We start from the raw sequence: 24,201 nt of genomic DNA, 5'->3' as shown, positions 1-24,201 counted from the left end.
GCGAGGTGATCCTGGTTGTCCGTACCCTGGCCGGCCAGGCCTCCCTTACGGAATGACCGCAATTCGGGCCGCGCTCGACGCGAGGCCCAGGGCATCCTTCAAATTGTTCATTGCGATTTTCGACTTCGAAGCGAAAACCACGACCACGTCGCCGCCATAGATACGCGGGTTGCGATTCTTGCCGGCGCGGATTTCCTCGACATTGTAGTTTGCGACCAGCTTGTTTTGACCGACATTGCGGTAGACGAAGACCTTGCCGGCATCGCCGATGGCGTTGAAGCCTCCGGCAAGGGCGATCGCATCCAGCAAGGAGGCGCTGCTGGACACCGGATAGATGCCGGCCCTGTTGACCTCACCGTCGACCGTGATGCGCTGGCCTATCGATTCCTTGACGAAAATTGTGACATCCGGCGATTGCAGATATTTTGCGCCATAGGCTGTCTCGATATCCTTTTCGAGCTGGCGGACCGTCTTGCCGGCCGCTGTCATCGTCCCGATAAGCGGAAGGGAAATCTGGCCGCCGGCATCCACCTGAACCGTCCTGTTCAGGTTGTCGACCTGGAATACGCTGACTTCGAGTACATCGTTGGCAGACAGCGGCTGCTCGCTGCCGTTTTGTGTATTCTGCGGTGCCGGCAGATCCGTCACCATCCGTAGCGCGCCGCCCCCGGCAAGCGCCGTTGAGGACGATGTCGGCTGCAGCGCATCGACAGAGCTCGTGGACGATGATGAACTGCTCGCGCAAGCAGAGAGGGCGAGCAATACAAGCAGTGCCGGCATTCCCACGCCACTTCCCCCGAGATCGAGAATGCCCATTACAGAGCCCCACTCTTGAACAGCTTGGGCAGTCCATCGAAATGGCCCGCACAGCTGGCTCCCGGCTTCTTCGCTCGTTTTTCCAATGGCGTGAGCAACTGGTTCTGCACTATCGCGCCCGAGCTTGCGCAAACCGGCGAGACCAGACCTTGGCTAGCGGCTGACTGCGTCGTCGTCATCCTGTAATCCAATAGCCAGTGCGGCACCGCCACCAACCGCGCCGGCGCCCAACAGCACCGGCAAAATGCCGGGCCCGGAATTGGCAGGTCCGGTAGCAGCTTCCTGCGCATCAAGCGAGACGCACATACCGCCTTGCACCGGATCGATGCTGACGGTCGCGTTGGCCGGAACATCAAGCGCGCAATTGGCGCCGATGGCCAAAGAAGCCGATGCTTGCGGCCCGGTCATGATGCGCGCGCCTGGATAAATCGGCGCTCCCGCGCCCACCCCGGCGTAACCGCCGGCCTGCGACATCTGCACATCACCCCGGACTTGGGTGAACTGGCCGACAATGCCAGACACGGGCGCAGCGGCCAGGCACGAACATGTCTGTGCCGACTGGGCAACAGCATCAGACGCTGTAAACCAGGCACCTCCCCCGGCGAGCGTGATAAAAGCGAAGACAACCCCAACCCGATGATGCCCGGTCATTTCTACCCCCCTTCGAACCAACGACCCGCCCCCGGAACGGATCGCTTACGCACCCCTTCGATCAACAACACTCAAAGAACTCACCAGCACTCACGGTGGTCCGCCCCTCAGCGACTGACCGCTTTGTCGTCATCCTGCGTCGCCGCCAACACACCGCTGGTGACAAGCGCACCGGCGAAAATCCCTTCGGGCAGGCCAAACCCACTTGTGCCACCGGACGGCTGGATGGCCGCCGTCCGTTCTGAACCCACGAGTTTCAGACAGATGTTGCCGCCCACGCGTGAAACATCCAGACTGGAATTCGCCGGTACATTCATGTTGCAGCCGCCAACAAGTACGGATGCCGAACCCTTGGTACCGACTACCACCCGACTGCCAAGGCCGAGAGTGCTCCCCGCCTTTGCAGGACCATAGCCGACCGACTGCGAGACCATCACCTCGCCATCGGCGGAACGAATGGATCCAATCGCACTCGCCGGGCCGCGATAGGCGGCAGCGCAGCTGCAGGATACGTCCTGGGCGAAAGATGAAACCGAAGTGAAACCGCTCGCGGCAACCAACGCGCTCACTGCGGTTCTAATGATGACATTCATCCGCTTCGCCTTTCCTTCAAATCATCCCGGATATGCCAGATCAAAAGGTGTGACATCAGCGCCTAACATTTTTTTGCCACAATTCCAACCCGTGTCGCACGATGCGGAGAAGTTTGACCTGAACAACACGTCATTTTAGCAATTACGTATAAATAATCCCGAGCTGTCGGCGATGGATGTCTGGCCCTCCAAAGAGAAGTTACGATTCCCTTTTCATGCTGATTACACCGAGCCAACTTGATCAAGGCCGAGCACCCTCGAAAGCTGAGTCCCGATCTGCAATGCAGCAAGACAAGCTTAGCGCCGCTCGAACTTCAACCGCGTTCAACTACACGCCGGCCCGGTTCATCGCCTGGCGAGGCATTGAGCTTCCCTATCTGCGTCATGTAGCACTCTATGACGATCCGTTCCGAAAACTGCCGCTCCACTTTGCTTCGGCTCTCCATGCCCATCCTGTTCCTGGATGCGGCGTCCATCGTTGCGAATTCGAGCATCTTGCTTGCCAGGTCGCCTGCGTCTTTCACCTTGCACAGCAGGCCGTTGACGCCGTGGTCCACCACCTCCCTGCAGCCGGGCACATCTGACGCGATCAGCGGCTTGCCCATCGCGGCTGCTTCCAGCAGCGAGCGCGGCGTTCCTTCCCTGTAGGAGGGCAAGACGACGCAATCGGCCGCGTCCAGGAAGGGACGGACGTCGTCGGTGGTTCCGAGATACTCGACCAGGCCTTCGCCTGCCCATCGCTCGACCTGCGCACGGCTGACCGCTGTGCGGTTCTCGACATCGAGGAATCCAAGAAGCTGGAAGCGCGCGCCAGGCATGTTGCGGCGCATCTGACGAGCTGCCTCGACGAACTCGCCCACGCCCTTGTCCCAGAGAAGCCTGGCCACCAGCAGAAAGACGATCGCGCCGGACGATTGGCTTTGGCGGGGCGCCGGAGAGAAGCGAATAAGGTCGACCCCGGAGCCCGGCAGCAGCGCGGTCAGTTCCTTGCGGACTAGGCGCTCGCTGACGAACAGCATCCTGTCGTCGTCATTCTGAAAGAAGACTATTTTCGAACGGGCCAGCGCCAGCCGGTACAGGACCTTGGCAATTTTCTGGAGAAGGCCGCCACGGACGAAAACCGTGCCGAGCCCTGAAACATTGTTTATGACCGGGATGCCATTGAGGTTTGCCGCCAGCGATCCGAACACGTTGGGCTTGATGGTGAAGCCGACAAACGCCAGCGGCCTCTCGCGGCGCAGCAGGCGCCAGTAGCGCCACAGAAGCACCATGTCGCGAAACGGCGAGGTGCCGGAATTATCCATCTCGATTTCGACATACCGGCAGCCCATCGGCGGGATCAGGCGCGAATACTCGTCCCTGGGCGCCGCAACCACCACTTCATAGCCCCGCCCTTGCAGCGCCTCGATGAGGCCTTTGCGGAAATTGACGACATTCCAGGACGTGTTGATGGAGATGATTATCTTTCTTCCGATCCCAAGCATCGTCCCCGCCTCCCCCAATGCCGTTTCGCTCACCGTCTTGTATGCAGTCGTGCCCTGCCCGGCCCAAAGGTCTCGAACAGCCGCAAGATCTCGTCGTCACTGGCGAGCGATGAGATGCGGGCGAAGCAGGCGTCCCTTGCAGGCCCCAGATCCTGTGGCCGAGCGATCAGCCTCGCGACCGCGCGTGCGATGTCTTGCGGATCGTCGGGGTTGAAATCGAAAGCTGCCCCCTCGGGCATGTAGTACCTCGTGCCGCTGTCTCGCGACATCAGCACGGCACATCCCGCCCAGGCCGCCTCGATGGGAGACACCGCCGCGGGTTCAGCCCGCGAGGGCAGTATCAAGAGATCATGACCGGAAAAGACCGAGATCATGTCGTCATGCGCAATGTTGTTTTGAAACCGAAGCCTGTCCGCCACGCCAAGCGCCTGAGCCTCGCGCCGCAAGGCCTGACAGAAAGCCGTGTCGGCGTTCGTTGCCTCCTCGCCGCAGAATGTCAGGGAGAAGGGCATGGATGAAATCGCGGACAACGCCCTCAGAAGCAAACTGTGCCCCTTGCGCTCCCGGTATTTTGCCACCATCAGGATTCGAGGCGGCCACTGCAATGGCCTGCTTTCCAGGCCTTCAGTCCGGGCCGGCTCGAAAGGGCTCCCGAATGGCAGGGACATGGCATCGCCGAGCTTGGCCGGGCCAAGATTTGGCGAAAGCCGTGAGGTGAAATGCGGGATGCCTAGGCCATGAAAGACGGCTCTTCGAACCCATGTGCCACTCCATGCGCTGGGCTTGGCGTCCTCCTGGTCGTAGATGACCAGCCTGCGCCCTTGCAGAATTGAACAGAGTGCCGCGACCCTGCAAAACCATCGCGTCACTCCGCGGATGATCACCACGTCGGGGTCTTCGGCCTGCAAACGCTTCCAGTAGGAAAAGACGCCGGGAAAGGAAAAAGGCGAATTCGGAATGTTGCTCGAGCGCCGACGCATGATCATCCGGGACAGCGCGGATGGAGCCATCACGTTGGGAGAAACAAGAGCGTGATTCTCCGTGACGCTCGTTTCGACTACGTCGACCGCAACATGGTGCCCCGCCGAAGTGAGAATGCGAACCCAAGGTACCGCATTGGTGTGGTATCTTGGCAGGCAAAACAAGTATCTCAAAACATCAGCCTTCAGATATCTTCCGCCAGGCGGATCCGCCTTTTCAACAATAAGTGCGAAACCACCATCATCGCCGCATAGACCGCCGCCGATACGAGCAAGCCGGCCCAGGCGATGCCTGAAATTCCGATCCATCCGGACAAAGCCAGGCAAAGCGGAACATAGATGGCGATCGCCAGCGCCGTGATTTTCAAAAGCGGCTTCGTCCCCGCCAGGACCTGGATCAACGGATTGAGATGCATTCCAGCCAGGCCGAAGCATTCTGAAGCGAACAAAATGGCAAAGAGCAGCGAAGCTTCGGCGTAGGCCGAACCGCCAGCCAGAAGGACGATGGGGTTTTCCAGCACCCCCCCCCCAACCGCCATGCCGGCGGCGGCGCATGCCGAAACCACGGTGATGCGGGCGTTCAAGCGGTATAGACGAGAAGAAGGCTCTTGCTTCGACAGTTTCGCGATTTCGGGAAAGATCACCTGGTTCAAGGGACCGGTCAGCCGGGAAACCATCGTCGCCAGGCGCGATGCGAGCGAATAAGAGCCCGCGGCGACCTCTCCCAGCAGGCCCGCGACAAGGAACAATGCGAGATGCCGCCTGGCACTTATCATTGTCGAGAGCAGACTCGTCCCCGTGGCCATGGCAAGAAATGCCCAGAAGAAACGGCGTTTGGACCGGGAACGGAGCGGGTTGAACAATTCGATATCTTCCCGCCCGGCATAGAGAAGCAGGCGTACGAACAGCGTCAGGTTGTAGAATGCGCCGACCGCTGCCAGCACGATTACATAATCCGGCAATGAGGCATCGAGGATCCAAAGGACGAGAGAGGCAACCACCACGGCAACCCCTTGCATGAGTTGATTGCCGGCAATGACGTGGTACCGGCCGTTCAGCCGAAGCACACCTTTCGGCGTACCCGAAAGACTCGCCAACAAGGTGAGGCTGTAGATAATCGCCAGAAGGCGATTATCCCGCGACACGCCAACAGCTTCTCCAAACAGCAAGATCCCGCCTATCGCCAGGACCGTGGCGAGAAGGGCGGCTGAAACATCGAGGGCAATTCCGCAAGATGCCGCCGGTCCCAGACGCAAAGGCGACCTCGCGCACAGCCTGATCACTAGCTGCCAGCTCTCGAACGTGCATAGGCCGGAAACGAACGCCACATAGGCCTGAATTACGGCGAGTGTGCCAAAATTCCCCGGACCAAGCGACCGTGCGTTGAGCGCCAGTGCAAGGATGGAGCACAACGCGGCCACTCCGCTTGCGGACGTCGTAAACGTAACGTCGCGGGCAACCCGCCGCGCGCGCATCCATCCGGAAGGCTTGGCGACCGCCGTCACGTCCTCAGCCATTGTCTCGGCGCAAGGCCCGCGCCCCCTGCGCCATCACCTCGGCGGAGGCCGGTGGAAAACACTTCCGGTGCACATAAACCAAGCCAAAAATGAAAAGCGCAACGAGAACGGCTCGCTTGGCGGAGATGAAGGCGCCAAGCAGCTCCTTGCGCTGGATGTAGAATGTGAGATGGACGATGGCCACGATCAGCCCGGCCTTGAGCGTCGCGCTGCGCACATTGCGGATTATCGCCTCGACGGCAACACACACGAGCGACAGAATGACAACGAGCAGCGGAAATCCGGCATACCCGAAATTGGCAAAGAACTCCGCCCAGATGTTTGCAGCGACGCCACCACTGTAACCCGGAAATAGGAACGGCTGAACCTGCTCGTTGTAGGTGCATCCGTCCTTGCCAAAGACCGTATCCGAGAACGGAAACAGAGAAAGAGGCACCAGCCAAAGATTCGAGCACGGCAAGGTGTAGTCATATTTCACGACCAGATCCAGGTGAGCCAATGTCACGAACTGCTCCAACCCCACGAGAGCGGAATCGGACAATTGGTCGAATTGTATTTTCTGACCTACAAGTTCAAAATTTCCTGCTTTTATTGCGGCATATACTGCCTTGTACACTGCAAGAAAAAAGAATGCGCCAATTCCTCCAATTATGTATCTTTTCCTGATCAAAAGCAGGGAAATGTTCCTGTACCTTATGTACAAACAAGCTAAAATCGCGATCGCAACCGAAGAGCGATGCCCGATATAGAGCGTAAGCATCAGTCCCAGGCAGCTCAAGATGATGACCAGCCTGGATTTCTTCCACCCCGACAGGGCTCCGAACACCATGCCGATGATGCAGCTGTTGTAAAATACATACTGGATCCGCCCGGTAGATGACAAAACATCGGCCTTTGAGGCCGAAAAAAGTGCCGGATTTGCTATCGAAATCCCACCGAACACCACCAGCATCACAATTATTACGATCGACTCTCCCCGAACGTCGCCTTCGACTTCGAAATCTTGACGCCTTGGCATGAAGACCAGCATCGCGGCAGCAATGCAAGAAAGAGAAAGCGCAATGGCATATCCAGTGCCCGCGTGATATATGAAATCATACTTCCTTCTGCCGACATCAACATACTGAAATCCCCCGGTGACGAATGGCACAAAGTAGACCAAGCTCGACAAAAGCAACAACATTTGCGGCGTGAGCGCAAATGGTGAAACAAAATAATCTCGTTTGAGGTGCTTCACTTTCGTTCCATCGCCATCTGAATATTCGAATTGTTCTCACCCCTTAGCGGCTCAGGGACGATTTCTCCCACAGCAAGCCATACGAGTGCGCCATCCGCTCAAGCGAGAAATCCGCAGCGATGCGGTCGCGACATGCTTGCCGCCTGCTCGCCCAAGACCGGGTATCCTGGATTTCCGAAGCCATGATCTCGATGGAACGCGATAACGCGTCAGGGTTCCGCGGCGGAACGATCAATCCCGTGTTGCCGACAAGCATCGCGATGTCCCCGACGTCCGTTCCCACGCATGGCGTGCCGCATGCCATCGCCTCGGCAACCACGTTCGGAAAGGCTTCGCTGCTGGAGGCCAGCACATGAATGTCGAATGCATTCATCAAACCGGCAATGTCGTCGCTCGGCCCGAGAAGCTTCACCTTGTGGCGAACATCATAGCGCTCCAACAGCACGGCAAGCGCAGTGTTTTCAGCCGTCATACCCGGGCCGGCAAGAACACATTTGAAGGGAAGGCTCTTGTGCATCGACAGCCTGGACAGGGCAGCGAAGAGATTCTGGTGGTCCTTGTCGGGATGCCAGCGAGCGACGTTTCCGATAACGAACTGGCCATCACCTATCGACCAATCCCGACGGAGCCGCGCGCGCGCCCGGTCGTCCGGCTCGAACACGGCCAGATCGTAGCCATTCGGTATGATCGTCCAGTTCGAGCTCGAATATCCTGCATGGATGTGGCACCGCGATGCATTTTGCGAGCAACTGACAATCCGAGCCGGGATGATACCGGATATGAGAGCGCATATCCTGTCCACTGTCCTGGTCGTAAAGGAGGCCGCCCGCGGATCCAGTCCGCAATTGTGCATCCCCCAAAGAACCGGGCTGATGCCGCCAAGCCGCGCCAGGACGCCTCCGACGAGGTTGGCGTGATACATCCAGCACTGAACCACGTCCGGCCGATAGGTCGAGAACACGCGCCTGAGCGAGGCGAGCCCCTTGAGACTCAACCTTCCCTTTGGCATCGCCAGGCAGGCGAGCGGTATTTTGGCCGCGCGAAGCAACGGGCCATATTTTCCGTCACCCGAAAGCGAGACGACAAAATGGGAATGGCTGCGCTCGGCCGTGCACAGGCGGTATAGCGCTGCCTCGGCGCCGCCGTTCTCAAGTCCGGTGATGACGTGCAGGATCTTAATACGACCGCTCCTTCCCCGCGGCGTTCGTGGGATCGACACCCATCGCGAGCAGATAGGCGTCGGCCACTTTTTTGACGCCGAAATCCCGCGCCCGACGCCTGACGTCTGGGGGATCAGTTTCATCAAGGGCGGCCATCACTTGTGCCGCGAAACCCTGGACATCGCCGACCGCGGCGAGGCGCCCCCACTTGCCGTCCTCGAGTATCTCGGCCGGACCGCTTTCGCAGTTGGTGCTCACCACATTGGTCCCGCAAGCCATTGCTTCGATGATCGTGTTTGGAAATCCCTCCCTGCGGGAGGATTGAAGAAACAACGCTGCCCGCCGCATCCACGGGTACGGATTTTTCGAAAAGCCGACCAGAGCGACTGAAGAATTCAGCTCGAGTTCGTCGATCAGTGTTTGAAGCGATCCCCGAAGCGGTCCTTCCCCGACAATGGCCAACTTGACGGGCCTCCTCGTCGCAATCCGCGAGAAGCTGCTTATAAGCGTGGCATGGTCCTTTGCAAAATCAAGCCGCCCAACGGCCACCAACAAAACCCTGCCATCCTCGACCGCGAAGGGGTGATCGAGCGGCTCATCCGCCTGCTCTTCAACATGTTTGATGTCCAGCGGATTGTAGATCGTTTTGACGGAACTCCGGTGGACCCCGATGCTCTGGATCAGGTCTTCCGCGACGCCATGCGATACAGTGATGATCGTGTCGGCACGACCATAGGTCAGCCGCATGAGGAATGGCAGGAACTTCTCACGAACCAGCTTCGTATCAGCGACGGTCCTGGAAAGATTGCTCCTTTCCGATATCACGATCGGTGTCCGGCGCAGCGAGAGCATGGACGAGACGATGCCAACGATATTTGCATGGGGTAACGCCGTCAGCATCACCCGCGGCTGCTCCCGCCTCAAATACCGGATCAAAGCCAATACGGAAAACAGCAACCGCGAGGCTCGGAGGTCCTGTATCCTTATCGTCTTCGGAACCAAAGTGAGATACTCGCCCGTCGCACACCCAAGCACCAGATCGATCGGCAAGCCGCGCCGGCCAAATTCGCTGGCCAGGGTGAGCATTGCCCGCTCGGTGCCGCCAGCACGAAGAGAGGGAATGAAGATAGCAATCCGAGCGTCTGGGCTGCCTGGTGATCTCTTGTCTTGGCGCGTGCACGTCACTCGGTTCGCCACCTTTCCTGGCCGGTCACGGCGAAAGCTTTTTGCTTGTGCCTGACCGTGCGCGATGAGCGATGCTCCACCCGGATACCAGGGAGACAGCCCGTCGCGTTCGGGTCCACCAAAGCGGAGAATATCCTCGGGTGATCAATGTCTTCGCCGAAAGACATAGGCGTAGGTTTCGGCCGCATCCTTCCCAATGAGAAGCGCCGAGAGACCTAGCCAGAGGCGCCAGACAAGGAAGGCCGGCACGAAAGCGTAGAAGTATGAACTCCTCCAGAACAGATGACGCTGGACAAGCTCCAGGCCATTTTGCGCTGCGATCCTTTCCACCTCGCTCGGCAGGCATCTGTCATAGAAGGCTGGGAAGCCGTCGTGCCCCCTGCCCTTGTCCGGATAGACCGCAAACAGCAGGCGACGCTTGATCGCCTCGGGCAAGACCCGATTGAGCCTGGCGAAAACGGCGTTGCGTGAAGGCGAGAAAATGGCGACCGTGCCGCCCGGCCTTACGCAGCTGGCAATGCCGCGAAATGCGCCTTCGCCGTCGCGGACGTGCTCCAGAGTGGCCTGGCATATGACCAGATCGGCATCTCCCTTCCCCCTGAACGAAGTAAGGTCCGCCTCGATCCGCTCGTCATAGATCTCGCCCGGAGCCTTCGACAGTTCCTTGGCATCGCGGTCCACCCCGACGACAACCAGCCCCAGACGACGCTTCTCGGCTAGGCTTACAAGCGGCCTTGCTCCTCCGCCCAGATCATAGACCAGTGCGTTAGGTGTAAAGAGCACCGGTGCGATTTCCGCAGCAAAGGCGTGGTTGCCATCCACGCGCAGCCGTAGCGGCAAGGCTCGGTCCAGACACTCTGAGACCGCCACGTTCGTGCGAACAAAACCCCGCAGCAAAGACGCTATCCCGTCATCGATTTCGTGGACAAGACGTGACCTCCCCCTACCTCCGCTCAAAATAGGCCTGGTACCATTCGACGAACCGCCCGACGCCCTCCGTCACGGACGTGCCGGGACGATAGCCGACCGCCGCCTGCAGCGCCGAAGTATCGGCGAAAGTGTCAGGCACGTCGCCGGCCTGCAGCGGCAAGAGCTCCACGATGGCCTTGCGGCCAAGCGCGTTTTCAAGCGCCTCGACATAGGCGGTCAGCTTCACCGGGTTGTTGTTGCCGATGTTGAAAATGCGCCAAGGCGCGCTGCTCGTCGCAGGATCCGGATGACCGGAATCCCAGGCGGGGTTAGCTGCGGCGGGGCTGTCGCTGGTGCGGATCACGCCTTCGGCGATGTCTTCGACGTAGGTGAAGTCGCGTGTGTGGTTGCCGTTGTTGAACAGCTTGATCGGCTCGCCGGCCAGGATGTTCCTGGTGAACAGGAACAGCGCCATGTCGGGACGCCCCCAAGGGCCGTACACTGTGAAGAAACGCAAGCCCGTGGTCGGCAGCCCGAATAGGTGGCTGTAGCTGTGCGCCATCAGCTCGTTGGCGCGCTTGGTTGCGGCGTAGAACTGCAGCGGATGGTCGGCCGGGCGATGCTCGGAAAACGGCATGTCGGTATTGGCGCCATAGACGCTCGACGTGCTGGCATAGGTCAGGTGGCCGACACGGCTGTTGCGGCAGGCCTCCAGCATGTTGGCGTAGGCGATAATGTTGCTCTCGACATAGGCGTGCGGGTTTTCAAGGCTGTAGCGGACGCCGGCCTGGGCGGCGAGATGAATCACCCTGTCGAAGGCGTGATCGGCAAAGCAGCCGTCCACCACGTTTCGCTCTGCGAGATTACCGTGGATGAAATGGTAGCCCGCATTGGTGTTGCGGCTTGCTTCGGCCAGAAGCCGCAGCCGCGCCTGCTTGATCTGCGGATCATAGTAGTCGTTGATGCTGTCTATGCCGACGACCTCGTCGCCGCGTTCGAGCAGCCGCCTGGCGACGTGATAGCCTATGAAGCCGGCAGCGCCGGTGACCAGAACCTTCATCAGAACCGCCCGTCCGTAACATCCCTGGGGAACAGACCCTTGATGTCGTAGACGACGCTAGGGTCCTTGCAAAGCGCCCGAAGACCGGCAACGCCCAGGGTGTGAAACTGCCCGTGCCCCACGGCGACGACAACGCCATCGTAACGCGCGGCGGGCATCTCTTTAACGCTCGTTACGCCAAAGGCGCGCGCGCATTCCTGCGCATCGACCCAAGGATCCCAGATATCGATGCCGGCATTGTACTGCCTCAGCTGCGCGACAATGTCGGCGACCTTGGAGTTTCTCAGGTCCGGACAGTTTTCCTTGAAGGCCGCGCCCATGACCAGAATCCGGCTGCCAACGACAGGTATGCCCTTGCGCATCATAAGGCGGGCCGTCTGGTCCGCTGCATGCCGGCCCATGCCGTCGTTGATGCGGCGACCGGCAAGAATCACCTCGGGATGATAGCCGAGTTCTTGAGCCTTGTGGGTCAGATAATAGGGATCGACGCCTATGCAGTGGCCGCCGACGAGACCAGGGCTGAAGCGCAGGAAATTCCATTTGGTGCCGGCCGCTTCCAGCACCTCCGACGTGTCGATGCCCAGTTTGCCGAAGATCAGCGACAATTCGTTCATCAAGGCGATATTGAGATCGCGTTGCGTGTTCTCGATGACCTTGGCTGCCTCGGCGACCGCGATGCTCGATGCACGATGCGTGCCGGCGGGAATGATCGAGGCATAGAGGGCGTCGATGGCGTCCGCCACCTCCGGCGTGGAGCCGCTGGTCACCTTGACGATCGTCTGAAGCCGGTGCTCGCGGTCGCCGGGGTTGATGCGCTCAGGGCTGTAGCCCAGGAAGAAGTCTTCGTTGTAGCGCAGCCCCGAATGTTTCTCGATCAGCGGAGCACACACCTCTTGCGTACAGCCGGGATAGACGGTCGATTCAAAGATTACCACCGCACCGGGGGAGATCACCTCGCCGACCGTGGCGGACGCCATGACAAGGGGCTTCAGGTCCGGCCGGTTGGCCCTGTCGATCGGAGTGGGGACAGTGACGATGAAAACTCCGCAATCCCGCAGATCGGCCTTGTCGCTGGTGAACCGCAGCCGCGTGGCGGCATCGATTTCATCTCTGCTGGCCTCAAGCGTGTGATCCTCGCCACGCCTCAGCGCATCCACGCGCGATTGGCTGATGTCGAAGCCGACGACGTCCCTGATCGCTCCGAGGGCCACCGCCAGCGGCAAACCCACATAGCCAAGCCCGATGACAGCTATTTTCCTGGAGCCGAGGTCCATTTGCTTCCTGTCCGGCAAGCCTTAATCAGCCACGGCCTCCGCTATCGCGCACCATGGCCGGTAATCATCGTCTTGATGGTTCTGAGGGTGATGAGAACATCAAGCCAAGGCGAGAAGTTCTTTATGTAGTAAAAATCGTAGTGTAATTTCTCCATCACATCGTCGACCGCCGCAACATGCCCCTGGTTTACTTGCGCCCACCCGCTCACACCTGGCCTGACGATGTGCCGGTAGCGATAGAACGGCAATTCCGCCTCATACCAGTGCGACAGGACGACAGCCTCGGGCCGTGGCCCGATCCAGCTCATTTCGCCGCGCAGGATGTTGATGGCCTGCGGCAGCTCGTCGATCCTGAACTTGCGTAAAAAACGCCCTATCCGGGTGATGCGATCGTCGTCACGTTTCGTGATCGCCTTGTCCTTGTCGCTGCCAATGCCGGCTTGCTGCCTCATCGAACGAAACTTGTAGACCGTGTAGATCCGGCCCCTGTAGCCAATGCGGGGCTGGCGAAACAGCACCGGGCCCTCCGAGTCCAGCCGGATCAGCAGCGCGATCAACACCACGAAAGGTGAAAGAGCCACGACCATGACAAGCGCGGAGATCCAGTCGATTGCCTGCTTGATCTTGAGATAGGCCTGGTTCGGATTGAGCGAGCCGAGAGTGTTTTCCGACAGGTGTTCGATCTCGACGCGGCCGGTCAGCGATTCGCTGACCTGCTTGACGTGGTAGACCGGCGTGCCCGAAAGGGCCCGGTCCGCGATGTATCGTTCCCATTCGGCGTCAAGGTCGGCCCGCAGATCGACAACCACGCCATTAGCCCGTTCGATGACGGTGCCAGGCGAAGTGATCCAGAACCAATGCACTCCCGGCAGTGTCCTTAGGCGCTCTACGTTCCCGCCGGGAATGACGACCAGCCGGTACGGTTCGAGATGCCGCGTTATGATGCTCAGGCCAAAATACCAGAGCGTGGACTGGGTGAAGCTGGCAGCCGCCTGAAACCGGCTGTACTCGAAACGAAAAAAGAAAATAGTCAGGAAAACAAGCCCGTAGGACAGCACAAATGTCGGCAGGATGTAGCTGGCAGCGGCCACGCCGGGGAAATTCCCGATACGCCGATAGGCAAGGAAGCCTGCTACATGCGCAATGACCGCGGCAGCGACGGTTACCTGGAGATTGGCGACGTAGACCGCATCGGGTTTGAAGGCGATCCGGATGAGGGCCGGCGCGACGATCGCGAACGTCAGTCCGCCAATAAGTTGAAAGCGAATTCTGAACAGGAAGTGCCGGCTTCCGACAAGAGTTGATGTTGCGACATTCAACTTCTTCCCCCCTCGAAGCTGCCATGTCGGCGATTGCCATTGCAATAATGCGCTTGGCTTGGCCGTTCATTCGCAAAGCGGAATCGGGCCTCTCGCTACTGGCTGTTCGACTCAGTCGAAGATCAAGAGCTACGACACTGTAACGATACCAGCAAGTATCTATTTACACTGTAGCAATCGGCAGGATTTTTTATCAATCGCGTCGCTGAATGCGGTTCAAAAGCTATCGCTAATAAATTGGCTTACTGCCCGCCATCGAGAATGTCTGGACGCATGAAGGTAAATGGATGTTCGTATCTCTGGTGACTGGCTGGCTGCTTGGCCAAGACCTCCCAGTCACATCCGTCCGACCTGGATGAACCAGGTTCTTCCCCGGAATGCCTCAGTGGATCGCTAGTTCAGTTGCGCTTCAGCAGCGACCAGACGGCGGGCACCAGGCTTGCGGCCAGGGCAACCTTGATCAGATCACCGACGATGAACGGCACGACCCCGAACTGCCAGGATTTTTCCGGACCGATGAGCATCGCCAGCCAGGCAAAACCCATGGCCATCATGACGAACTCGGCAACCAGCATCGCGTTGAAAAGCTTGATCGGATGGCGATCCCAGCCGCGATCGGCGGCCCAGCCGGCAATCGCCGCCATGACCACGAAGCCGGCGAGATAGCCGCCGGTCGAGCCGAGCATGTAGGCAATGCCAATTCCCTTTTCCGGCGTGCTCTGGAAGACCGGGAAGCCCATCGCGCCCTCGGCCATATAGAGCAGCAGGGTGGCGACGCCGAGCCGCAGGCCGAAAGCGGCCCCGATCAGCAGGACGGCGAGCGTCTGCATCGAAATATCGACTGGCCCCAGAACCACCTTGGTCTTGGCCGACAGGGTCAGGAGCAATGTCCCGGCTATCGCCAGGAAAAACTGCGTTGCCAGCCGCGCCGCGCCATCTTGCGGCAGAGCCAGAGAAACAAGCGGGCGCATCGTCGTTGCAGTTGCCATGGTCTTCCCCATCCGAGTGCCGCCATCCGATGATCGCGGTCTTGCGTTTTCCTATATTGGCTTGCGTGCTATGCGGCAATCGGTTTTGCCATTCCCGCAACAGGCATCGACACCGTCATGGCCCTCGAATTCGATACCAGCTTCGATCCCTGCTACGGCGGGGGCGTCAGCGTCGCGCCCGACGTGCAGCGCGTCACGGCCCGAAATCCAAGTCCCTTCACCTTTCACGGCACCAACAGCTACATCGTCGGACGCGATACGCTGGCAGTGATCGATCCGGGGCCGGATGACGAAGCTCACCTTCGCACCTTGCTCGACGTCATCGCCGGCAGGCCGGTCAGCCACATCTTCGTCAGCCACACGCATCGCGACCATTCCCCGCTGGCGGCACGGCTGAAGCAGGAGACCGGAGCCCAGGTGATGGCGGAAGGGCCGCACCGGCCGGCAAGGCCATTGCATATTGGCGAGATCAACGCGCTCGATGCCAGCGCCGATACCGCTTTCGTTCCCGATCTCGCGCTGCCGGACGGCGCGCTGGTCGCCGGCGACGGCTGGGCAATCCGCACGGTCCTGACCCCCGGCCATACCGCCAACCACGCGGCATTCGCGCTGGAGGGCACCGGCATCCTGTTTTCGGCCGACCACGCCATGGCGTGGGCGACCTCCATCGTCGCGCCGCCGGACGGGGCGATGGCGGACTACATGGCCTCGCTGGACCGGCTGATCGAACGCGGCGACCGCCTGCTGCTGCCCGGCCACGGCGGGCCGGTGACGGCACCGCGAGGCTTCATGCGCGGATTGAAGACCCATCGCAAAATGCGCGAACGGGCCATATTGGAGCGGATCCGCGCGGGCGACCGCACGATCGCAGACATGGTCAAGGCGATCTACAGGGATACCGACCCGCGGCTGCATGGCGCCGCCGGATTGTCGGTGCTTGCCCATCTGGAGGACCTGGTGGCGCGCGGCCTGGTCGCGACAGACGCCGCGCCGGCCATAGACGGCATTTTTACGCCGGCCGCTTAGGCTCGAGTATCTAGTCGGCCGGAGCCGCGCCGACCTGGCCGGCGACTTCCTGATCCAACTCCGCCAGAAAGTCGGTGATGCGCGCAGCGTTGTCGCCGAGGTCGTAGCGGCCGTAGCGGGAAGCCGACCGCATGTCGACGAGAACCGTATCCCCGTCGTCCGTGATGCGAATTGCCACGTCTGCGGGGAGGCCCAACACGAAGCTCCTGGCGACAGCGGTAATCGTCACGTCGCTTTGCCCGGCGAGTTCGGGATAGGGTCCGGTAAGATCCCAATTGCGGCGGTCGAGCACGGTTTCAACGGCAGTGACGACGGTCTCGAACGGCAGGTCGTAGCTGCGCGCGGTGACAAGCGGATAGCTGTCGGTCTGCAACCGCTGCTCGCCGGGCGTCGGCGGCGAGAGCACGTTCATGTCCTTCGTGCGACCGGTGACGTCGAGTGCCGGCGGTTCGTCGAAATCGGTCGAAATATCCCTGAGCGGCGGAAAGATTGTCGCCCAATAGGCGGCGATGCCATAGGGGGTCAGCACCAGCACTGCCAGCAAGACGCCGACCGTGATGTCGCGGCCGCCATAGTCGCCAAAATTCCACACCCTCGAGAAGGCAAATCCGGCGAACAGCAGCGCCAGCGCCGCCAACAGCGCGACGATAGCCAACACCCACAGGAACACCGGCGTTTCAACGAGGTTGAAATAATGGCCGACGAACACGGTCAGCAAAAGCACCGCCGAAAAAGCAGCGGTGCGCCGCGACCATCCGGCAGCCTTCGACGTTAGCCGTTCCGAAATGCTGACCATGTTTCTCTGCGTCATCCCAAGCCGAAGAAGACTTAGCGCATGGCCACCAAAATCGGAATCGATTTTCGAGGAGGATCGTGCGCCAGTTGGAAATGCTATCGTGCCCTGCCGGAAAGGTGCACGTCGCTGCACTGTCCTTTTACGACCGCATCAGGCCGAGACACGCAATATCCCGTCAATCCGTCGGCAAGCGGTAGTCCCTGAATTGCTGGCGCAAGGTGATCTTCTGGATCTTGCCGGTGGCGGTGTGCGGAATTTCGCCGACGAAAGCGACGTCGTCGGGCATCCACCATTTGGCCACCTTACCGTCGAGAAAACCAAGGATATCGGTTTTGGTCGGTTCCTTGCCCGGCTTGCGGACAACCACCAGCAATGGCCGCTCGCCCCATTTCGAATGAGGGACGCCAATGGCGGCTGCCTCGGCGACATCGGGATGGCCGACGGCCAGATTCTCCAGGTCGATGGTCGAAATCCATTCGCCGCCGGACTTGATGACGTCCTTGGCGCGATCGGTGATCTGCATATAGCCGCCAGCGTCGATGTGGGCGACATCCCCGGTATCGAACCAGCCGTCCTCGTCGAACTGCTCCGAGCCGGCGCCGCCGTAGTAGGCGCTGGCCACCGCGGGGCCGCGCACCTTCAGCCGCCCGAATGTCTTGCCGTCCCAAGGCAGCGCGTTGCCGTCGTCGTCCGTCACCTTCATCTCGACGCCGAAGGGCGGGTAACCCTGCTTGCCCTGGACATCGAGCCGGGCGTCACCCTGAAGGCTTTCATAGTCCGGCTTCAGCGTACACAGCGTGCCGAGCGGCGACATTTCGGTCATACCCCAGGCGTGGACGACCTGGACATCATAATTGTCCTGGAATTTCTTGGTGATGATCCGTGGGCATGACGAGCCGCCGATGACGACCTTGTTCAGGTAGGGCAGCTTCCTGTCGGTCTCCTCCAGATATTGCAGCAGCATCATCCACACGGTCGGCACGGCGGCACTGAAGGTTACTTTCTCGGTGTCGAGCAATTCATAGATGGAGGCGCCGTCCATCTTGCAGCCCGGCATGACAAGCTTGGCGCCGATCATCGGTGCGCTCTGGCCAAGGCCCCAGGCATTGGCGTGGAACATCGGAACCACCGGCAGGATCGTGTCGCGCGAAGACAGGCCCATCGCGTCGGGCATGGCGGCGATCATGGCGTGCAGGACATTCGAGCGGTGACTGTAGACGACGCCCTTTGGATCGCCAGTGGTTCCAGACGTATAGCACATGCCGGCGGCGGTGCCTTCGTCGAAGCTCTTCCAGGCGAAATCGCCATCGGCCTCGTCGAGCCATTCTTCGTAGGCGACGACGTTGGGCAGCGTGGTCTGCGGCAGATGCGCCCTGTCGGTCAGCACGATCACCTGTTTCAGGGACTTGACCGCGCCGGCGATCTTCTCGAGCAAAGGGAGGAAAGTCAGGTCGACAAAGACCGCCTTGTCTTCGGCATGGTTCATGATCCAGACGATCTGCTCGGGAAACAGCCGCGGGTTGAGCGTGTGATAGATCGCGCCGATGCCCATGATGCCATACCAGGCCTCGATGTGGCGCGCCGTGTTCCAGGCCAGCGTCGCAATGCGGTCGCCCAGCCGATAGCCGTCACGCTCCAGGCGCTGGGAGACCTTCAGGGCGCGACGATGGATGCTGGCGTAGGTTGTGCGCACGATCGGACCTTCGATCGAGCGCGATACGATCTCTCGCGCGCCATGCTGCCGCTCTGCGTTGTCGATAAGCTTATGGCAAAGAAGCGGCCATTCCTGCATCAGCCCCAGCATTCGTTCCTCCCTTACGCTCCTCGCTTTTGTTGCCATTGTGAAGCGAACCGGTGGATTGTCCAGCCACCGCCGGTGGCGAACGAAATCCGAATGCCGGTCGCGCAGGCAAGCGATCGAGTCGTGTCTTTTCTTGGAGGTCCGAATGCCTGGCGCTCATGTCATAGGACCGGCGGCCTTGAAATCCATTATATCAGAGAAGTCTAAATTACTCGACCGAGAGGAGAATCCGCCACAATCCGGCCATCGTCGGCATTAAGTTTCGTTAATGGGCAAAGGGGTGCGATTGGCGACTGAAAGAGGTTCGCATGGACACGCAGCTCGACGATAAGGCACTGGAAAGCACGCTTGCCGAAAGCCTGGGCGATCTGGTGCCGGACACAAAGACTGTTTCCGAAGATGAATTTGTTGAAGTTGTCGGCGGTGCGCTCGAAGCGGTGGGCGGCACGCTGCTGTTCAAGATGTGCGTCCAGAACGAAGGGGAAGGCGAGCACGTCGCCGCGGCATCCGTGGGCGATGGCGGCAGTCGTCAATTCCTGCTGCTAACCTTGCCGACCGGCGGCGGCCACTTGAAAGTCGAGACCGCATCCAGGAGCAGCAATCCCGTGGCCGGTATCGCGGCCGCCTATGCCGGCCTGATGGACGCGTTCAGAACCGCGGCCTGAGCCTCGCCGGACAAGGTCATCGCTAAAAATGCCGTCGGCAGCGCCCACGGCTGGAGATTGATTGCGGATTGCTGGCGACCGTCGGCCTTGCGCAAACCACCTCGTCGACACACTTAAAGCTGAGACGAGGAGAAACAGCATGGACAAGATCGCCAACCCGGCACCCGGCTTCCAGCGCAACCCCGATAAGGTCATCACCGTCGAACCGTATAAGGGCACCGTCACCGTGCGTGCAGGCGACACTGTTATCGCCTCATCGACGAACGCCAAGGTGCTGACGGAAGCGCCCTATCCGGCCGCCTTTTACATCCCGTTCGCAGACATCGATTTCAACAAGCTGAGCGGCACGCAATCCTCCACCCATTGTCCCTACAAGGGCGACGCAAGCTACTGGAGCGTGCTGCCTGCCGCCGAGGCAGGCAAGGATGCGATGTGGGCCTATGAGCAGCCTTTCGACGAAATGGCTGAAATCCGCAACCACGGCGCGTTCTACGCAAGCAAGGTCAGCATCGAAGCCAAGCCAGCTTGAACGGACGAACGAGGAGGCCGGACCTGCCGTCCTGCCGATCAGTCGGTGGTGCCGTTATTGCCGAAGCCTCCGGCATCATCGAGCCGCACGAAGGTCAGTCCCTTCTGCTTGAGCGCCAGCAGGCCCTGCACGACGCCCTCCCCGGCGGCATGGGTCGGCTGGTTGATATGGGCGATGATGACGTCGCCATCCTTGGCCGCTTCTATGCGCCTTGTGGTTTCCCTGGCGCCGAGCAGCGAACCGCCGTCGCCATTGATCGAGAAGCCGGCGATCTTGAAGCCCAGCTTGCGGATCATGGCGATCGCCGACGGACTATACTCCGCGGTCGCGCCACGAAACCATTTCGGCGCTGGCTCGCCAGTCCCGGCCAAGGCGACGGCGCCCGACTCGACCTCGGCCAGAACCGCTTCCGGACTGCCGGCGCTGCGTATGCCATAGATCTTCTGCGGCGTGTCGACGGCCGGGATGTGATGGCCGCCGTGGTTTTCCAGTTCGAACAGGTCGGGATGCGCCCGCATGATCTCGACGGCGGCGGCGTTCCGCTTCAGCCAGATGCCGGTGACGAAGATGGTCGCAGGTATCCTGTTTTCCACCAGCGCCGAGAGGATGCGGTTGTCGGTCCGTCCGCCGCAGGCATCGAGGGTCAAGGCAATGCGCCCGGTTCCACCTGCATCCGGCTTGATGTGCAGGATGGGTTCGACCAGCGATGCGGCATGGCCGCTGGACACGACGGCCAAAGACATGGCGACAATGCAGAGATTTTTTTGCAGCAGGCGCATCAAATCCAATTCCAATCGGGCGTTTCACGCAGGCATCCCAAGACCCGCATGAAGGCGAAAATCGGAGCTGGATAGCAGAAAAGCACCAGACGCGACAATCTGACCGTCTTGCGGCAGTTCCTCGTTCCGATCGGCGGCAGGCGCTCAGCCGCGGCCCGCCTTTGCCACCTGAACGGCCGCCTGCGCGGCCGCCAACCTGGCGATCGGCACGCGGTAGGGCGAACAGGACACATAGTCCAGTCCGACCTCCTCGCAGAAGCGGATGGAGGCCGGATCGCCGCCATGCTCACCACAAATGCCGAGCTTGATCCCTGGCCGCGCCGCCCTGCCCTTCTCGGCGGCCATGCGCACCAGTTCGCCGACGCCATGGATGTCCAGCGATACGAACGGATCCTGTTCGATGATGCCTTTCTGGCGATAGGTCTCCAGGAACGAGGCCGCGTCGTCGCGCGAGATGCCGAATGTCGTCTGGGTCAGGTCGTTGGTGCCGAAAGAGAAGAACTCGGCCGATTCAGCGATGACATGGGCGCGGATCGCCGCGCGGGGGAGCTCGATCATGGTTCCAGTCAGGTAGTCGATCTTGACGCCGCTTTCGTCCATGACGCTCTTGGCCACCGCATCGATGCGCGCCTTGACATAGTCGAGTTCCTTCACAAGCCCGACCAGCGGCACCATGATCTCGGGTACCACCAGCGCGCCGGCCTTGCGGCCGGCCTCGACGGCGGCCTCGAAAATGGCGCGCGCCTGCATCTCGGCGATCTCGGGATAGGACACCGCAAGCCGGCAGCCGCGATGACCGAGCATCGGGTTGAATTCGTGCAGCGCCTCGGTGCGCTGCCTGAGCTTGTCCGGCGCAACATTCATCGCCGCCGCGACTTCGGCTATCTCGGCCTCGGTCTTGGGCAGGAATTCGTGCAACGGCGGATCGAGCAGGCGGATGGTCACCGGCAGGCCGGCCATGATCTCGAACAGCTCCAGGAAATCCGCTCGCTGCATCGGCAGCAGCTTGGCAAGCGCGGCGCGCCGGTCCTTTTCGGTGTCGGCCAGGATCATCTCGCGCATGGCGATAATGCGGGCGCCATCGAAGAACATGTGTTCGGTGCGGCACAAGCCGATGCCTTCGGCACCGAAGGAGCGCGCCATGCGCGCATCGAGCGGGGTTTCGGCGTTGGTGCGCACTTTCATGCGCCGCACCGCATCCGCCCATTCCATGATGGCGGCGAAATCGCCGGAAAGCTCGGGCTGGAGCATCGCTACGGCGCCCTTGAGCACCTGCCCGTTGCCGCCGTCGATGGTGATGATGTCGCCCTTGCGGAAGGTCTGCCCCATCGACATCAGCGTAGCTGCCTTATAGTCGACGCGCAGCGAACCGGCGCCCGAAACGCACGGCTTGCCCATGCCGCGCGCCACGACGGCAGCATGGCTGGTCATGCCGCCGCGCGTGGTCAGGATGCCTTCCGCCGCATGCATGCCGTGGATGTCCTCGGGGCTGGTCTCCACACGCACCAGAATAGCCTTGCGCCCTTGCGCCTTGAGATCCTCGGCGTCCGCGGAGGAAAAGACGATCTCGCCGGTAGCGGCGCCTGGAGACGCCGGCAGGCCGACACCGATGACGTCGCGTGCGGCCTTCGGATCGATGGTGGGGTGCAGGAGCTGGTCGAGCGAGGCGGGATCGATGCGGGCGACCGCTTCCTCTTTCGAGATCAAGCCGTCCCTGGCCATCTCGACGGCGATCCTGAGCGCCGCCTTGGCGGTGCGCTTGCCGGACCTCGTCTGCAACATCCACAATTTGCCGCGCTCGATGGTGAATTCGAGGTCCTGCATGTCGCGGTAGTGCTTTTCCAGCCTGTCCGAGATGGTGACGAAGGACTGGAAGGCGTCCGGCATCAGTTTCTGCAATGACGGCTTGTCGGAGCCGGCGGCGATGCGGGCCGCCTCGGTGATGTTCTGCGGCGTGCGGATGCCGGCGACGACGTCCTCACCCTGCGCATTCACCAGGAACTCGCCATAGAGCTGCTTTTCGCCGGTCGACGGATTGCGAGTGAAGGCGACCCCGGTGGCCGAAGTTTCACCCATGTTGCCGAACACCATGGCCTGGACATTGACCGCCGTGCCCCAGCTTTCGGGAATATCGTGCAGGCGCCTGTAAGTGATGGCGCGGTTGTTCATCCAACTCGAGAACACGGCACCGATCGCCCCCCAGAGCTGTTCGTGCGGATCCTGCGGGAACGGCCTGCCGAGCTCCTCTTCGACCTTGGCCTTGTAGAGCGCGATGACGCCTTGCCACTCGATAGCTGTCAGTTCCGTGTCGAGTTCATGGCCGAGGCTGGCCTTCTGATCCTCGAGGATCTCCTCGAACACCTCGTGGTCGAGCCCCATGACGACATCGGAATACATCTGGATGAAGCGCCGGTAGCTGTCATAGGCAAAGCGCGCATCGCCGGAATCGGCGGCCAGCGCCTCGACGGTTTCGTCGTTGAGGCCGAGATTGAGCACGGTGTCCATCATGCCAGGCATCGAGGCGCGGGCGCCGGAGCGCACCGACACAAGCAGCAGTTTCGACGGATCGCCGAAACGGCGGCCGGTGAGCCGGCCGATATGGTCCAGCGCCACGGCGACGTCCGCTTCAAGCCCTGCCGGATAGGCGCGGCCGTTGGCATAGTAGGCGTTGCAGACCTCCGACGTGATGGTGAAGCCCGGCGGCACCGGCAGGCCAAGGCTACACATCTCGGCCAGATTGGCACCCTTGCCGCCCAACAGATTCTTGTCGCCAGCCCGGCCTTCGGCCGCACCATCGCCAAAGGTGAAAACCCACTTGGTCATGCTTTGCTCTCCGGTTGCAGGAGATTGGAAAGATTGACGAAACAGAAAGCCCCGCCATATCCCGACTTTGGACGGATATGATGCTGCAATGCGAAAGGCAAGGCGTCGGCAAAGCCGTTTGGCCGCTACAATCGATTAAGCAAAAGCTGCGGCAAAAGGACTTGCCAGTGCAACGGTCCAAGACTAGAACATACAGGGAACGAAGAGGTGCATCATGAAGCTCACCGGAAAACTCGACTATCTGGAACTGCCGGCAACCGGCGCGACGCTGGACAGTGTGAAAGCCTTCTACAGCGCCGCCTTTGCCTGGTCGTTCACCGACTATGGCCCGACCTATTCGGCCTTTAGCGAGGGACTGGACGGCGGTTTCCAGGCCGACAGCGGCGACGCCACCGCCAAGCCGTTGCCGGTGCTCTATTCCCAGGATCTGGAAGAGACGCTGGCAGCCGTCGAGAATGCCGGCGGCACGATCATCAAACCGATCTTTTCGTTTCCGGGCGGCAGGCGGTTCCACTTTGCCGACCCGGCTGGAAACGAGATGGCGGTGTGGGGAGAATAGGCGGCACGACCGGCGCATGAGACGACCGTCGCCAACGGAGTCGTGGATC

The 24,201-nt window shown here is 60.7% G+C and carries 22 protein-coding genes; 4 read left to right on the top strand and 18 right to left on the bottom strand.

Annotation, left to right across the window (positions count from 1 at the left end):
* Nucleotides 1–45 precede the first annotated feature (45 nt).
* The 14 genes from FJ951_RS10345 to FJ951_RS10280 all read right to left on the bottom strand — a co-directional run bounded on the left by FJ951_RS10345 (nucleotide 46) and on the right by FJ951_RS10280 (nucleotide 15,174).
* Nucleotides 46–948 (bottom strand): polysaccharide biosynthesis/export family protein, encoded by a 903-nt coding sequence (locus FJ951_RS10345; protein WP_246671699.1) that lies wholly within the window; start codon nucleotides 946–948, stop codon nucleotides 46–48.
* Between the two features lie 21 nt (nucleotides 949–969).
* Entirely contained in the window at nucleotides 970–1,467 is a 498-nt protein-coding gene (locus FJ951_RS10340; protein ID WP_140514868.1) for a hypothetical protein, read from the bottom strand.
* A 107-nt stretch (nucleotides 1,468–1,574) separates the two neighbouring features.
* Complete coding sequence (locus FJ951_RS10335) at nucleotides 1,575–2,060, bottom strand: hypothetical protein (RefSeq protein WP_140514866.1); 486 nt, start codon at nucleotides 2,058–2,060, stop codon at nucleotides 1,575–1,577.
* Between the two features lie 314 nt (nucleotides 2,061–2,374).
* On the bottom strand, nucleotides 2,375–3,544 hold the full coding sequence (locus tag FJ951_RS10330) for a glycosyltransferase family 4 protein (protein ID WP_140514864.1): 1,170 nt from the start codon (nucleotides 3,542–3,544) through the stop codon (nucleotides 2,375–2,377).
* A 29-nt stretch (nucleotides 3,545–3,573) separates the two neighbouring features.
* Complete coding sequence (locus FJ951_RS10325) at nucleotides 3,574–4,689, bottom strand: glycosyltransferase family 4 protein (RefSeq protein ID WP_181172221.1); 1,116 nt, start codon at nucleotides 4,687–4,689, stop codon at nucleotides 3,574–3,576.
* Between the two features lie 20 nt (nucleotides 4,690–4,709).
* Nucleotides 4,710–6,041 (bottom strand): lipopolysaccharide biosynthesis protein, encoded by a 1,332-nt coding sequence (locus FJ951_RS10320; protein WP_140514861.1) that lies wholly within the window; start codon nucleotides 6,039–6,041, stop codon nucleotides 4,710–4,712.
* Nucleotides 6,034–7,278 carry a hypothetical protein gene (locus tag FJ951_RS10315; protein ID WP_140514859.1) on the bottom strand — a complete coding sequence of 415 codons (1,245 nt, stop codon included), beginning with the start codon at nucleotides 7,276–7,278 and terminating at the stop codon, nucleotides 6,034–6,036. The genes FJ951_RS10320 and FJ951_RS10315 overlap by 8 nt, the downstream gene beginning before the upstream one ends.
* A gap of 43 nt (nucleotides 7,279–7,321) precedes the next feature.
* Nucleotides 7,322–8,572, bottom strand: a complete 1,251-nt coding sequence (locus tag FJ951_RS28720; RefSeq protein WP_246671705.1) for a glycosyltransferase — start codon at nucleotides 8,570–8,572, stop codon at nucleotides 7,322–7,324.
* Nucleotides 8,454–9,623: a glycosyltransferase gene (locus FJ951_RS10305; RefSeq protein ID WP_224705029.1), complete on the bottom strand. Its 1,170-nt coding sequence runs from the start codon at nucleotides 9,621–9,623 to the stop codon at nucleotides 8,454–8,456. The genes FJ951_RS28720 and FJ951_RS10305 overlap by 119 nt, the downstream gene beginning before the upstream one ends.
* Nucleotides 9,624–9,767: 144 nt before the next feature.
* Entirely contained in the window at nucleotides 9,768–10,520 is a 753-nt protein-coding gene (locus FJ951_RS10300; protein ID WP_181167188.1) for a methyltransferase domain-containing protein, read from the bottom strand.
* A gap of 46 nt (nucleotides 10,521–10,566) precedes the next feature.
* A complete protein-coding gene (locus FJ951_RS10295; RefSeq protein WP_140514855.1) occupies nucleotides 10,567–11,592 on the bottom strand; it encodes an NAD-dependent epimerase in 1,026 nt (341 codons plus the stop codon).
* Nucleotides 11,592–12,866: a nucleotide sugar dehydrogenase gene (locus FJ951_RS10290; protein ID WP_140494898.1), complete on the bottom strand. Its 1,275-nt coding sequence runs from the start codon at nucleotides 12,864–12,866 to the stop codon at nucleotides 11,592–11,594. The genes FJ951_RS10295 and FJ951_RS10290 overlap by 1 nt, the downstream gene beginning before the upstream one ends.
* 41 nt (nucleotides 12,867–12,907) lie before the next feature.
* Nucleotides 12,908–14,185, bottom strand: coding sequence for a sugar transferase (locus tag FJ951_RS10285; RefSeq protein WP_140520791.1), 1,278 nt, complete (start codon nucleotides 14,183–14,185; stop codon nucleotides 12,908–12,910).
* Nucleotides 14,186–14,583: 398 nt separating this feature from the next.
* Nucleotides 14,584–15,174 carry a biotin transporter BioY gene (locus tag FJ951_RS10280; RefSeq protein ID WP_140494902.1) on the bottom strand — a complete coding sequence of 197 codons (591 nt, stop codon included), beginning with the start codon at nucleotides 15,172–15,174 and terminating at the stop codon, nucleotides 14,584–14,586.
* A gap of 117 nt (nucleotides 15,175–15,291) precedes the next feature.
* On the opposite strand from FJ951_RS10280, the gene FJ951_RS10275 reads away from it, so the two are divergent.
* Nucleotides 15,292–16,200 carry an MBL fold metallo-hydrolase gene (locus FJ951_RS10275; RefSeq protein ID WP_140514853.1) on the top strand — a complete coding sequence of 303 codons (909 nt, stop codon included), beginning with the start codon at nucleotides 15,292–15,294 and terminating at the stop codon, nucleotides 16,198–16,200.
* A 10-nt stretch (nucleotides 16,201–16,210) separates the two neighbouring features.
* Here FJ951_RS10275 and FJ951_RS10270 read toward each other — a convergent pair whose 3' ends face one another.
* On the bottom strand, nucleotides 16,211–16,996 hold the full coding sequence (locus tag FJ951_RS10270; protein ID WP_140514851.1) for a DUF1499 domain-containing protein: 786 nt from the start codon (nucleotides 16,994–16,996) through the stop codon (nucleotides 16,211–16,213).
* Between the two features lie 175 nt (nucleotides 16,997–17,171).
* Nucleotides 17,172–18,800, bottom strand: a complete 1,629-nt coding sequence (locus FJ951_RS10265; protein WP_140514850.1) for a fatty-acid--CoA ligase — start codon at nucleotides 18,798–18,800, stop codon at nucleotides 17,172–17,174.
* 305 nt (nucleotides 18,801–19,105) lie between these two features.
* On the opposite strand from FJ951_RS10265, the gene FJ951_RS10260 reads away from it, so the two are divergent.
* Complete coding sequence (locus tag FJ951_RS10260) at nucleotides 19,106–19,462, top strand: hypothetical protein (RefSeq protein WP_140514848.1); 357 nt, start codon at nucleotides 19,106–19,108, stop codon at nucleotides 19,460–19,462.
* Nucleotides 19,463–19,601: 139 nt separating this feature from the next.
* On the top strand, nucleotides 19,602–19,991 hold the full coding sequence (locus FJ951_RS10255) for a DUF427 domain-containing protein (RefSeq protein WP_140494914.1): 390 nt from the start codon (nucleotides 19,602–19,604) through the stop codon (nucleotides 19,989–19,991).
* Nucleotides 19,992–20,029: 38 nt separating this feature from the next.
* On the opposite strand, the gene FJ951_RS10250 is transcribed toward FJ951_RS10255, so the two are convergent.
* Both FJ951_RS10250 and ppdK read right to left on the bottom strand, forming a co-directional pair.
* Entirely contained in the window at nucleotides 20,030–20,770 is a 741-nt protein-coding gene (locus tag FJ951_RS10250; RefSeq protein ID WP_140494917.1) for a polysaccharide deacetylase family protein, read from the bottom strand.
* A 144-nt stretch (nucleotides 20,771–20,914) separates the two neighbouring features.
* The gene (gene ppdK, locus FJ951_RS10245) at nucleotides 20,915–23,593 is read right to left on the bottom strand and encodes a pyruvate, phosphate dikinase (protein ID WP_140514847.1); all 2,679 of its coding nucleotides are present in this window, start codon (nucleotides 23,591–23,593) and stop codon (nucleotides 20,915–20,917) included.
* A gap of 214 nt (nucleotides 23,594–23,807) precedes the next feature.
* On the opposite strand from ppdK, the gene FJ951_RS10240 reads away from it, so the two are divergent.
* On the top strand, nucleotides 23,808–24,152 hold the full coding sequence (locus FJ951_RS10240; RefSeq protein ID WP_140494922.1) for a VOC family protein: 345 nt from the start codon (nucleotides 23,808–23,810) through the stop codon (nucleotides 24,150–24,152).
* The last annotated feature ends 49 nt before the right edge of the window (nucleotides 24,153–24,201 follow it).

The sequence above is a fragment of the Mesorhizobium sp. B2-2-3 genome (assembly GCF_006442405.1).
Taxonomy (GTDB): Bacteria; Pseudomonadota; Alphaproteobacteria; order Rhizobiales; family Rhizobiaceae; genus Mesorhizobium.
Note: the sequence above shows the minus strand (reverse complement) of the source record. Positions and strands in the feature narration are given on the sequence as shown.

What these genes read in the sequence shown, in the direction of transcription:
- FJ951_RS10295 (WP_140514855.1), bottom strand. Translation starts at nt 11,592, where the DNA reads ATGAAGGTTCTGGTCACCGGCGCTGCCGGCTTCATAGGCTATCACGTC.
- ppdK (WP_140514847.1), bottom strand. Translation starts at nt 23,593, where the DNA reads ATGACCAAGTGGGTTTTCACCTTTGGCGATGGTGCGGCCGAAGGCCGG.
- FJ951_RS10255 (WP_140494914.1), top strand. Translation starts at nt 19,602, where the DNA reads ATGGACAAGATCGCCAACCCGGCACCCGGCTTCCAGCGCAACCCCGAT.
- FJ951_RS10250 (WP_140494917.1), bottom strand. Translation starts at nt 20,770, where the DNA reads ATGCGCCTGCTGCAAAAAAATCTCTGCATTGTCGCCATGTCTTTGGCC.
- FJ951_RS10240 (WP_140494922.1), top strand. Translation starts at nt 23,808, where the DNA reads ATGAAGCTCACCGGAAAACTCGACTATCTGGAACTGCCGGCAACCGGC.
- FJ951_RS10335 (WP_140514866.1), bottom strand. Translation starts at nt 2,060, where the DNA reads ATGAATGTCATCATTAGAACCGCAGTGAGCGCGTTGGTTGCCGCGAGC.
- FJ951_RS10290 (WP_140494898.1), bottom strand. Translation starts at nt 12,866, where the DNA reads ATGGACCTCGGCTCCAGGAAAATAGCTGTCATCGGGCTTGGCTATGTG.
- FJ951_RS10340 (WP_140514868.1), bottom strand. Translation starts at nt 1,467, where the DNA reads ATGACCGGGCATCATCGGGTTGGGGTTGTCTTCGCTTTTATCACGCTC.
- FJ951_RS10275 (WP_140514853.1), top strand. Translation starts at nt 15,292, where the DNA reads ATGGCCCTCGAATTCGATACCAGCTTCGATCCCTGCTACGGCGGGGGC.
- FJ951_RS10270 (WP_140514851.1), bottom strand. Translation starts at nt 16,996, where the DNA reads ATGGTCAGCATTTCGGAACGGCTAACGTCGAAGGCTGCCGGATGGTCG.
- FJ951_RS10260 (WP_140514848.1), top strand. Translation starts at nt 19,106, where the DNA reads ATGGACACGCAGCTCGACGATAAGGCACTGGAAAGCACGCTTGCCGAA.
- FJ951_RS10320 (WP_140514861.1), bottom strand. Translation starts at nt 6,041, where the DNA reads ATGGCTGAGGACGTGACGGCGGTCGCCAAGCCTTCCGGATGGATGCGC.
- FJ951_RS10280 (WP_140494902.1), bottom strand. Translation starts at nt 15,174, where the DNA reads ATGGCAACTGCAACGACGATGCGCCCGCTTGTTTCTCTGGCTCTGCCG.
- FJ951_RS10265 (WP_140514850.1), bottom strand. Translation starts at nt 18,800, where the DNA reads ATGCTGGGGCTGATGCAGGAATGGCCGCTTCTTTGCCATAAGCTTATC.
- FJ951_RS10330 (WP_140514864.1), bottom strand. Translation starts at nt 3,544, where the DNA reads ATGCTTGGGATCGGAAGAAAGATAATCATCTCCATCAACACGTCCTGG.